Annotated in this window: 13 protein-coding genes; all 13 read right to left on the bottom strand. The window is 38.6% G+C overall.

Annotated features, from left to right (window positions below; translation table 11 throughout):
* Positions 1–11 precede the first annotated feature (11 nt).
* Positions 12–461: a YaaR family protein gene (locus I6751_RS13670; protein ID WP_196591376.1), complete on the bottom strand. Its 450-nt coding sequence runs from the start codon at positions 459–461 to the stop codon at positions 12–14.
* Between the two features lie 200 nt (positions 462–661).
* Complete coding sequence (locus I6751_RS13665; RefSeq protein ID WP_196591375.1) at positions 662–1,378, bottom strand: SagB/ThcOx family dehydrogenase; 717 nt, start codon at positions 1,376–1,378, stop codon at positions 662–664.
* A gap of 179 nt (positions 1,379–1,557) precedes the next feature.
* Positions 1,558–2,268: a bifunctional phosphoribosyl-AMP cyclohydrolase/phosphoribosyl-ATP diphosphatase HisIE gene (gene hisIE, locus I6751_RS13660; RefSeq protein ID WP_182187804.1), complete on the bottom strand. Its 711-nt coding sequence runs from the start codon at positions 2,266–2,268 to the stop codon at positions 1,558–1,560.
* Positions 2,265–3,023: an imidazole glycerol phosphate synthase subunit HisF gene (hisF, locus tag I6751_RS13655; RefSeq protein WP_196591374.1), complete on the bottom strand. Its 759-nt coding sequence runs from the start codon at positions 3,021–3,023 to the stop codon at positions 2,265–2,267. The genes hisIE and hisF overlap by 4 nt, the downstream gene beginning before the upstream one ends.
* A gap of 2 nt (positions 3,024–3,025) precedes the next feature.
* Positions 3,026–3,754: a 1-(5-phosphoribosyl)-5-[(5-phosphoribosylamino)methylideneamino]imidazole-4-carboxamide isomerase gene (gene hisA / locus I6751_RS13650; protein ID WP_196591373.1), complete on the bottom strand. Its 729-nt coding sequence runs from the start codon at positions 3,752–3,754 to the stop codon at positions 3,026–3,028.
* 108 nt (positions 3,755–3,862) lie between these two features.
* Entirely contained in the window at positions 3,863–4,462 is a 600-nt protein-coding gene (gene hisH, locus I6751_RS13645) for an imidazole glycerol phosphate synthase subunit HisH (protein WP_196591372.1), read from the bottom strand.
* Between the two features lies 1 nt (position 4,463).
* A complete protein-coding gene (gene hisB / locus I6751_RS13640) occupies positions 4,464–5,048 on the bottom strand; it encodes an imidazoleglycerol-phosphate dehydratase HisB (RefSeq protein WP_196591383.1) in 585 nt (194 codons plus the stop codon).
* 4 nt (positions 5,049–5,052) lie between these two features.
* Positions 5,053–6,120, bottom strand: a complete 1,068-nt coding sequence (gene hisC / locus I6751_RS13635; RefSeq protein ID WP_196591371.1) for a histidinol-phosphate transaminase — start codon at positions 6,118–6,120, stop codon at positions 5,053–5,055.
* Between the two features lie 12 nt (positions 6,121–6,132).
* A complete protein-coding gene (gene hisG / locus I6751_RS13630; protein WP_182187798.1) occupies positions 6,133–6,789 on the bottom strand; it encodes an ATP phosphoribosyltransferase in 657 nt (218 codons plus the stop codon).
* Positions 6,790–6,814: 25 nt separating this feature from the next.
* Positions 6,815–7,342, bottom strand: coding sequence for an HDIG domain-containing metalloprotein (locus I6751_RS13625; protein ID WP_196591370.1), 528 nt, complete (start codon positions 7,340–7,342; stop codon positions 6,815–6,817).
* Positions 7,339–8,487, bottom strand: coding sequence for an ATP phosphoribosyltransferase regulatory subunit (gene hisZ / locus I6751_RS13620; RefSeq protein ID WP_196591382.1), 1,149 nt, complete (start codon positions 8,485–8,487; stop codon positions 7,339–7,341). The genes I6751_RS13625 and hisZ overlap by 4 nt, the downstream gene beginning before the upstream one ends.
* Positions 8,488–8,529: 42 nt before the next feature.
* Positions 8,530–8,856: a YerC/YecD family TrpR-related protein gene (locus tag I6751_RS13615; protein ID WP_182187796.1), complete on the bottom strand. Its 327-nt coding sequence runs from the start codon at positions 8,854–8,856 to the stop codon at positions 8,530–8,532.
* 197 nt (positions 8,857–9,053) lie between these two features.
* Positions 9,054–9,857, bottom strand: coding sequence for an MBL fold metallo-hydrolase (locus I6751_RS13610; protein ID WP_196591369.1), 804 nt, complete (start codon positions 9,855–9,857; stop codon positions 9,054–9,056).
* Between the last annotated feature and the right edge of the window lie 23 nt (positions 9,858–9,880).

Genomic DNA, 9,880 nt, shown 5'->3' with positions numbered 1-9,880 from the left:
ATTCATAGACATCACATATATAAATCGACAAGCATGCCGCGTACCGCATCATGTTTAGAGGCTATACTTAGTGCGGTTGCCTGCCCTAATCGTATTTCCTCTGCCATTTCTTCTAATTTGCCATCTATTTTTCTTACGGTAGTATATACTTTTTGCCGGCCTAAATTATCCCAGCCAGATTGAGAGTGCTTTGAATACATATGTGTGACCGCTTCACCAATAAATTGCCTGACAATATCCCGATATGAACTTAATTCTTCAAAGGTTGGGGTTTGCGTCAGCTTAGCGCCCTGTTCTGATACCCTGTCAAACAATTTTTTCAGCTGCTCCATTGATAAATCATGTTCATTTTGATCAAGTTCAGCCGAAAAATCATTCAACTGTCCTTTTGCCTGTACTTCATGACTATTTCCGGTACTTTGGAAAAACTGTTTAGTTCCAAGAGAATCTATTTTTATCATAGCTATACACCCTTGTTTTTGTTATTACCATTTATCCGCAAAAATCTTTTATGCTGCAACATTAATTATAACAAGCAGACATATTCCATTAAGTAATAATTATAATTGTTTTTATATCATTTGGCAATAAATCCCTTTATGCAAAAATAGAATCATTTTACGGACTCAGGCAACACGGTAGTATATTTTCCTTTTTACTTTTAAAGTTTACCTACCGCTGCTCCATACACCACAAATTGCTGCGCAACATCAAATTTAAATGCCGTATTTATCTTTCTGTCATCAAATGCCCCTAATGGGCATACTCCAGCACTTATTGTTTGAGCTGACGCGTATAAATTCTGGCAAACATGCCCTGCGTCAAGAAACACATAACGATACGCTCTTTCACCATAGTAGCAGCTCAAACGTTCAATGACACTGCTCCAGATAAATGTTACGGCACTGTTTTTTACCGTATTAACCGTAGAAAAACACTCTTCAATTACCGATTTATTCACTGTTATCTCAGTAAGAGCATGCTCAACCGCCAAAAAACGGTAAACACCGGGTTCAAGTCCTTCTACATTATTTATTAATAAATATGTCTCAAATGAATGACTGCCGCCGGCTGACGGTACTGTGCGCAATGTCATATTATTTTTAACTGCTTTCACTCCCTGCGTACACCACAAAAGATATGACAATTCTTTCAATGACAAGGCATCTTTACTGTATTGACGCACCGTAGAGCGAAGTTCAACCATTTCTAAAAAATTGACATGATGATCTGCCAGCATTTCTGGTTCCGGTAAAGTAATTATCCTGCTGCCCGCAGAAACAGGAAGCTCTATACCTGTCCTTCTCATCTGTTCCGTTTTTCTGCCCTTTTCCCAACTCGATTCTGCCAAAAATTTTCTGCCATATTGATTATTCATAATATTTCCCCTCTCATCTATATATTTAAAAAGGACCGTCACACATAAACATTTCCATTCATAAATATGTACATATCTTTCTATCCGCCTAAAAAAACGGATGACCACCAAATGACGGTGATCGCATCTTTATGAAGTCAATGACATTCGTGTGACAGTCCTTTGCTTATAATCCAATATTATTGTTCATCCGGATCCAAATCATCCGGATCGATAAATTTATGGTATTCTCCGCCACTTCTGCGATTTAGTAATTCACTTAGCAGCTCTTCCGGTAAAATATTATGATATGCCAGTGTTACCATGCAGTGGTACCATAAATCGCCCATCTCATAAAGGATTTCTTCCTTGTCGTTATTCTTAGATGCAATTATCGTTTCTATAGCTTCTTCTCCCAATTTCTTTAGGATCTTATCTTGACCATGCCGTAATAAATACGTGGTATAAGAACCTTCGACCGGGTGAAGTTTCCTATCCTGAATGACATTATATAAATCATTTAATACTCTTGCCAAATTGGCCGTCGGCTGCGGTTCATCATCAACCAATGCAACTTCTTTATTCGATAACCCTAACCGACGGCCGCTAAAACATGTATATGTCCCAGTATGGCAAGCCACACCAATCTGATGAACCCGCAGCAATATAGTGTCTCCATCGCAGTCATAAAATATTTCTTCAACCCGCTGTTTATTGCCGGAAGTTGCGCCTTTATTCCACAAGCATTGTCGACTGCGGCTGAAAAACCAAGTGTAACCGGTTGACAGTGTCTTGCATAAAGATTCTTCATTCATATAGGCCATCATTAAAACCTGGTTATTATCAACTTCCTGAACAACTGCCGGAACCAAACCAGCGGCATCAAATTTTATCATACTTATGTCAATCATAGTCTTACCTCCACCCCACGTGATAATAGATACTCCTTGACCTGTTGAATTTTAAACCGCCCATAGTGAAATACTGATGCCGCCAATACCGCATCAGCCTTACCTGCTGTCAGCACATCATAAAAATGTGATAACTCACCAGCTCCGCCAGAAGCAATGACCGGAACGCCAACTGACTCTGATACAGCTCTGGTTAATGGAATGTCATAACCGTTTTTTGTTCCGTCGGCATCCATGCTGGTCAATAGAATTTCTCCTGCCCCTAATGCGACGGCTTTTTTTACCCATTCAATGCAATCCAGTCCTGTAGGGGTACGCCCTCCATTTATATAAACTTCCCAAGAAGCCGCGCCTATCCTTTTCGCATCAACTGCCAATACGACACATTGATTACCAAATTTTCCCGCACTTTCACTTATTAACTGCGGATTTTTTATAGCGGCAGTATTCAAAGAAATTTTGTCAGCCCCTGCTTTTAACATATTTCGCATATCACTGCTGCTTCTTATTCCACCGCCAACAGTAAATGGTATAAATACCTGTGAAGCACACTTAGATGCCACTTCCACCATCGTATTTCGTTTTTCACTGGATGCTGTTATATCAAGAAAAACCAGTTCATCTGCCCCCTGTTTGTCGTAAAAGCTGGCCAATTCCACCGGATCACCGGCGTCACGCAAAGAAACGAAATTAGTTCCTTTTACTACTCTGCCTGCTTTTACATCAAGACAAGGAATAATCCTTTTTGTGTACATTATTATTCACCCTTAGCAATTTTTATTGCTTCCCCCAAATCCAACGCCCCGGTGTAAATAGCTTTTCCGGCAATTACACCGATTATACCATCATCCTCATGTTGTTTAAGCTCTCTTATTTCGTCAAGTGATGATAAACCACCGGAAGCAATAACCTGTGTTCCACTATTTTTTGCCAATGAAGCTGTTGCTTTTACATTTATTCCCAGCAACGTTCCATCACGAGAAATATCTGTATAAATAATTTTTTGAACCCCTGCCGAGGCCATTTTTTTAGCCAATTCTTCAGCATGAACATTTCCTGATACTTCCCAGCCTTCAACCGCTACTATTCCATCTTTGGCATCGATGCCGACGACTATTCTATCTTCAAATAAACGACAGGCCTCTTCAACAAGCTTTGGATCATGTACAGCTGCTGAACCCAGAATAACCCGATCTAATCCAATATCTAAAAGTGTCTCTATATTTTTTATCGTCCTTATTCCACCACCTAGTTCAACAGGAATATCAACAGAATCAACTATTTGTTTGATCACCTGTAAATTTTTTGATGTACCGGCAAGCGCCCCATCAAGATCTACAAGATGCAAGTAACCTGCACCCATGCCTACCCATTTTTTTGCCATTTCTACAGGATGATCTGAAAAAACCGTTTCTTTAGAAAAATTTCCCTTGAACAAACGGACACACTTTCCGCCGCGTATATCAATAGCCGGTAAAATAAACATAAGCATCCCCCACAATCGTTTATCATCTTGTATTTATTATATCATAAATGCTTTTCTTATTATCTATCATACCTTTATAATTTATTGATATGCTTTAAACTGTCTTTATCACCAATCGATAAAATTTTGTAAAATCTGCATTCCTACTGCTCCTGATTTTTCCGGATGGAACTGCATTGCCTGAACATTTTCCTGTCCCACCGATGCCGTTACTTTTCCTCCATATTCAGTCCACGAAGTTATTATTGATGGGTCTGCCGGCACAGCATGATAACTGTGTACAAAATAAACATATGGACGCTCTGGCAATTTCCCCAACAATGGGTTCACGTTTTCAATAAAAATATTATTCCAGCCCATATGCGGGACCTTATAACCCGTTGCGCTGATTTTTTCTATTCTGCCACGGAAAACCCCTAATCCCCTTACTCCCGGACTTTCCTCACTGGTTTCAAACAGCAGCTGCAGTCCTAAGCATATCCCCAAAAATGGTTTTATCTTAGCTGCTTTTTGCAGTACGGGCACCAGTCCTGCAGCCCGTAAATTATTCATACAGTCACCAAAAGCCCCAACGCCTGGTAAAACTACTTTATCAGCTTTTTCTATTTTCTTAATATCTGCTGTGATGACAGCATCAGTCCCTAAAAAATTGAACGCCTTTTGCACACTAAATAAGTTGCCACGGCCATAATCAACAATTGCAATCATTTTACAAAACCCCCTTGCTGCTTGGTATCCCCTTTACACGTGGATCCATTTCTACAGCGTGACGCAATGCATGTCCCAAAGCCTTAAATAAAGCTTCAATTTTATGATGGGAGTTTTTCCCATAAAGTATCTGCAAATGCAATGTTATACCGGCATGAACTGCAAAAGCGCGAAAAAATTCTTCAGCCAGCTGTGTATCAAATGCACCGATCATTGGTGCCAGTTCCCCTGCATCGAAAATCAAAAAAGGACGCCCGCTTATATCAAGTGATGCTCTGGCCAACGTTTCATCCATTGGTACATAAAATGTAGCATAACGGTTAATACCTTTTTTATCGCCGATTGCTTCATGAAATGCATCACCCAGAACTATACCGACATCCTCTACTGTATGATGACCATCGACCTCAATATCTCCAGTGCATTCAACTACTAAATCTATGAGACCGTGTGCCGACAGCAATGTCAGCATATGATTAAAAAAACCTATTTTAGTATCTATTTTATTTTTCCCTGTACCATCTAATCCCAAATTAATATATACAGCAGTCTCATTTGTCTGTCGTTTTATCTCTATCTGACGCATAATATCACTCCCCGTCATGCTGTTCGACAAATTCTTTAGCCGCTTTAAAAAAACTATCATTTTCCTGTCTTGTCCCCATAGAAACTCTGATACAATTGTCCAGTCGCGGTGCATTGCCGAAACTTCTCACTCCAATGCCGATATTCATGAGATATTCATTCAGCTGAACAGCTTTGGCATATTTTAATAAAATAAAATTCGTACTTGATGGATAAACAGTTAATCCCGGCAGTTTCCGTAGTTGTTCTGAAATACGATCGCGTTCCGAAGTCATCATGGCAATACGCGGTTCATATTCATGTCGCATTTGATATACGATGTCGGCAACGACTGCAGAAATAACGTTCACATGATATGGCATAAATACTCTTCCAACTATATCGGTTATTTTCGTTGCCGCAAGCATATATCCAACCCTTGCTCCGGCTAAACCATACGCCTTGGAAAAAGTCCTTGCTATAATCATATGTGGATACTGCGCCAGTAACCCCACAGCCGATTGTCCATCAAACTCAATATAAGCCTCATCCACAACGAAAGCACAATTTATTCTTTTAGCTACATATTCAATATCAGCCAATGGTATATGCGTACCGGTGGGATTGTTAGGTGCACATAAGACTGCCAAATGAGCTTTATTTTCGTTCACAGTTTCAACAAATTTTTCGGCATTAAATCTATAATCTTCATCAAGATCAAATGCTACACTGCTTGAATTACTAAGTGCCGCATATATCTTGTACATAGAAAAAGATGGCTGTGGATAAACTACCTTGTGATTGCGTCCGCCAAAGCAAAAGAACAATTTTTCTAAAATTTCACTTGAGCCATTGGCGATTAATATATTACTGCGTTCAACGCTGAAAGAAGCCGCAATTTGTTCTGCCAGTGATTCTAATTCAGTATTAGGATAACGATTAAAAGCCAATCTTGATAATCTTCCCATAACTCGGTCTTCAACTATCGGCGGCAGATTCATATTGCATTCATTGGCATTGAGTTTTATATTCCAATCACGTTCAATAACATCATACACTGGTAATTTTTCTATTCCTGTGCGATATTTCAGCATAGCCATCTCTCCTTATTTTTTGTTCACTATTTTTCTTAAGTCTTCCGTCAATTTACTGATGCGGGCAAACTTTATTTTAAAACTCGCCCGATTAGCTATTAAACGTGCTGTCGCATCGGCTATAAATGCATATTCTTCCAATTCATTTTCCCGCAGGGTAGTTCCTGTCTCCACAATATCAACGATACTTTCAGATAGTCCAACAATCGGTCCCAGTTCTATCGAGCCGTGCAGCTTAATATACTCCATTTGCATTCCTTTGCTATTAAAGAAAGCTGCCGCAATATGCGGAAATTTAGTTGCCACTCTGGTATTAGCATAATCACTAAGCTGCGGACGTTTGAATTTTTGCGGTACTGCCATCATTAAATGACATTTAGCTATTTTCAAATCAAGCAGTTCATAAACATCCTTAGCTGATTCCAATAAAACATCTTTCCCTATAACACCAATATCTGCCGCCCCATATTCAACATAAACCGGAACATCTGCTGTTTTCGTAATTATAAATCGTATTTTTTTTTCTTCATTGGTAATAATTAATTTTCGCGATTTATCGGATAATCCATTCGCTGTGTAACCAATTTTCTCAAATAACGCTGCCGCCTTATTAAAGACTTTTCCCTTTGGTAACGCTACTGTCAAATATTCCATATTTTCTGCTGACATTAAGCCACGCCTTTCCCAATAAGTATTAATTTGCTTCGTCCGCCTTGCGCAGTACCACAAGTTCACTATCATCATTGTCATCCGGCTTATTATGATGTCGTTCAACAACTGCGGCTACATCTAGCGCTCCTATTTCCCTAAGCTTTACAGCACCAATAAAAGCATGATGCATGCATCTGTACAACGCCTGACGCCGCCTGCCTATAAAGCCATAACACTTATCCTTAGCTATAAAATGCTGCAGCCCCGGCGGCAGCATTTCCAGCAGGACCAGCAGGATTTTATCACTGAGTATCACTGTATCAGCTGTTCTTCCTATATCATGCAGCAACGCGGCTTTCATCATCAATCTAAAATTAACAGTTATCTGGTACTGCCTTACTAATTCCGCTGCACTAGCAGCTACATTTAGTGCATGTCGTTTGTCATATACCGCCATAGTATTAAACAGTTTCCGCTCATCCAGTGTTAAATATTCATTAATAAAGCTTTCATCTTCAGCAGTAATACCAGCCCTTATAGCCTTGCAAAGCTGCCTAATCCTTTTAATCATTGTAAATATACCAGATTCAGATACCCCTTCGTTTGGCAATAATATTCTGCTTCAGTAAAAGACTGTGCCTTATCAGCAAGTTCCGTTATTTCACCTGCAGCTCTCAGCCACAGTGCTTTTTCTATTGCCTCCGCAATATGACCATCGGCATATGCCACATAATTTTCTTTACTATTAATTAAGTTATCTATTTTACCCTGATCAGCCAGTGCCAGCATCAATCGTTCCAATCCCAGTGCAAAACCGGTTGCCGGCAGATGTTTGCCAAAATTTTCCAACAAATTATCATAACGACCGCCGCCGCACAAAGGACTTCCCATTCCCGGCACATAAATTTCAAATACAGTACCTGTATAATAACCAAAATCACGGATAACCCCCAAATCAAACACTACATAATCCGTTACCCCATAGCTTTTCAAAAAAGTATAAACAGTTCGTAAATCATTAATTGCCTTTATACTTTCATCATTATTCGCCATAGCTGAAGCCTTAGTTAATATTTCTTCTCCTCCATGTAATAAAGGCAGCTGCTTTAAGTTCTCTTGTGCTGTAGAAGATAAATTACTTGTTTCAACTATTTCAGCCAATTTAACTAAATCATGTTTTTCTAATGCAATCCGTATATTCTTTTGTTCATTATCCGTTAAATTCCATTTTTGCATAAGGCCATTGATAAACTGTACCTGCCCAATACATACTTGAAATTTTCTAAGCCCTGTCTGAAGCATACTTTTTATCGCTAATGCTATAACTTCTGCATCACCTGACGGATCACTATTACCCATTAATTCAACACCAGCCTGATAGAATTCACACTGCCGTCCCGTCTGAGCCTGTTCATAACGATAAACTTTACAAATATATGATAGCTTTAATGGTAGATTATCAAGTCGCATGCGGCTTGATACTAATCTGGCTATCGAAGTAGTCATTTCATTACGCAGCGCCAATGTCCTATTGTTTTTATCAAAAAACTTAAACATATGTTTTTCCATGTTATTCTTACTTCCAGCAGCTAACGTATCAAGATATTCGACAGCAGGCGTTATGACTTCGTTATAACCCCATTTAGCAAACAGCTCAGCTAACACTGTTTCCACGTTTCTTTTTATTGCAGCATCACGTGGTAAAAAATCCCGCATTCCATACGGAACTTCCAATAAAAAATTCTTATCACGGCACACTTATTTTTTCTCTCCATTTCTCAATGTAGTATCTTTTTTTATACCCAGGCGATCTAATACGATATTGTATCCATCTGCACCATAATTCAGGCAGCGTTTGACCCGGCTTATAGTAGCTGTACTGGCCCCCGTGTGTGCTACAATATCCTCATAAATATGCCCCTTACGCAACATTGCTGCAACTTCCAGACGTTGTGCCATCGCCTTCATCTCACTTATCGTACATATATCTTCAAAAAACTGATAACATTCCTCTGTACTTTTTAAACTCAAAACTGCTTCACATAAATGATCATTTAATTTATCTTTTAATTTAGGATTACTCATCTTTCTACCTCCGTTAGTTTATCATTTTCTCTCGTTAAGTCTTTATCGTATAAAAAACTATATTATAGTTATACACTAAAATCAATAAACAATCAATATATTTATATAAAAATACACGGACAAATAAATTATTTTGCTAATGTTATTTACTGGTAAACATTAGCATAACACATTATTTATCCGTGTTTTATCGACATCTAAAAGTCTATTTGTTCTAAATCATCCGGAACATAAATTCCCCCGGAAAAATATTTATCAGCTTCATTAAGATATCTTGCTTTACGATTTGGAAATGTTTTATCTTCGGTGTGATATAACAAAACCACCTTCGCATTTAAATTTTTAGCCACTTCACAAGCTTCTTTTACAGTGCTGTGATGTTTTTCATAGGGATTGAATTTATCCCTGTCAGCATACAGACAAAATGCTTCGGACAATAAAATATCACTATTTTCAACAACAGTATGGCAATGGTCATTATATGGTTCATCCCCCAGACAAGAGAACTTATAACCATCAGAAAATACCGCGCTAAAACCAAATTGTTGTTTTTTGGTAGATAATATGTCAAAAAAAGTCAGCTGCATGCCAGGAATTTTTCTGACATCACCATCTCTCACTGTTTCCAATATTATACGGGACCTCAATTGATTCAGATCTTTTTTCTTAAGCGTCAATGCAGCAATGGTTTTTATAATATTAATTACCTCGGCATGTCCATAAATATGAAAATTGCCCTCGTATTTATTCTTGCCCATAAGATCTGCTATTTTCCGTATTGCCCAAATAACTCCCAGCACATGATCAGTATGCCCATGTGTAACAAACATGTGGTGAATATCAGAAAAATTAAGTTGCGCTCTTTCCATCTGAGCCAATATTGTATTACCACCACCGGCATCAACTAAAAAAATACCATCATCAGTTTTTATGGCAAAGCAGGTATTATAGTATTTTGTCACCATCGCATTGCCCGTGCCAAGCATTATAAGCTGTCTCACTACAATCACTCCTATGTTAGGAA

It is taken from the genome of Pectinatus frisingensis (genome assembly GCF_015732285.1).
GTDB classification, from domain to species: Bacteria; Bacillota; Negativicutes; order Selenomonadales; family Selenomonadaceae; genus Pectinatus; species Pectinatus frisingensis.
The sequence above is the reverse complement of the archived record's forward strand: the minus strand, read 5'-3'. Positions and strand labels throughout refer to the sequence as shown.

Excerpts from the sequence above, each read along its gene's own strand:
- I6751_RS13670 (WP_196591376.1), bottom strand. The coding sequence starts at position 461 with ATGATAAAAATAGATTCTCTTGGAACTAAACAGTTTTTCCAAAGTACC.
- I6751_RS13665 (WP_196591375.1), bottom strand. The coding sequence starts at position 1,378 with ATGAATAATCAATATGGCAGAAAATTTTTGGCAGAATCGAGTTGGGAA.
- hisIE (WP_182187804.1), bottom strand. The coding sequence starts at position 2,268 with ATGATTGACATAAGTATGATAAAATTTGATGCCGCTGGTTTGGTTCCG.
- hisF (WP_196591374.1), bottom strand. The coding sequence starts at position 3,023 with ATGTACACAAAAAGGATTATTCCTTGTCTTGATGTAAAAGCAGGCAGA.
- hisA (WP_196591373.1), bottom strand. The coding sequence starts at position 3,754 with ATGTTTATTTTACCGGCTATTGATATACGCGGCGGAAAGTGTGTCCGT.
- hisH (WP_196591372.1), bottom strand. The coding sequence starts at position 4,462 with ATGATTGCAATTGTTGATTATGGCCGTGGCAACTTATTTAGTGTGCAA.
- hisB (WP_196591383.1), bottom strand. The coding sequence starts at position 5,048 with ATGCGTCAGATAGAGATAAAACGACAGACAAATGAGACTGCTGTATAT.
- hisC (WP_196591371.1), bottom strand. The coding sequence starts at position 6,120 with ATGCTGAAATATCGCACAGGAATAGAAAAATTACCAGTGTATGATGTT.
- hisG (WP_182187798.1), bottom strand. The coding sequence starts at position 6,789 with ATGTCAGCAGAAAATATGGAATATTTGACAGTAGCGTTACCAAAGGGA.
- I6751_RS13625 (WP_196591370.1), bottom strand. The coding sequence starts at position 7,342 with ATGATTAAAAGGATTAGGCAGCTTTGCAAGGCTATAAGGGCTGGTATT.
- hisZ (WP_196591382.1), bottom strand. The coding sequence starts at position 8,487 with ATGCGGGATTTTTTACCACGTGATGCTGCAATAAAAAGAAACGTGGAA.
- I6751_RS13615 (WP_182187796.1), bottom strand. The coding sequence starts at position 8,856 with ATGAGTAATCCTAAATTAAAAGATAAATTAAATGATCATTTATGTGAA.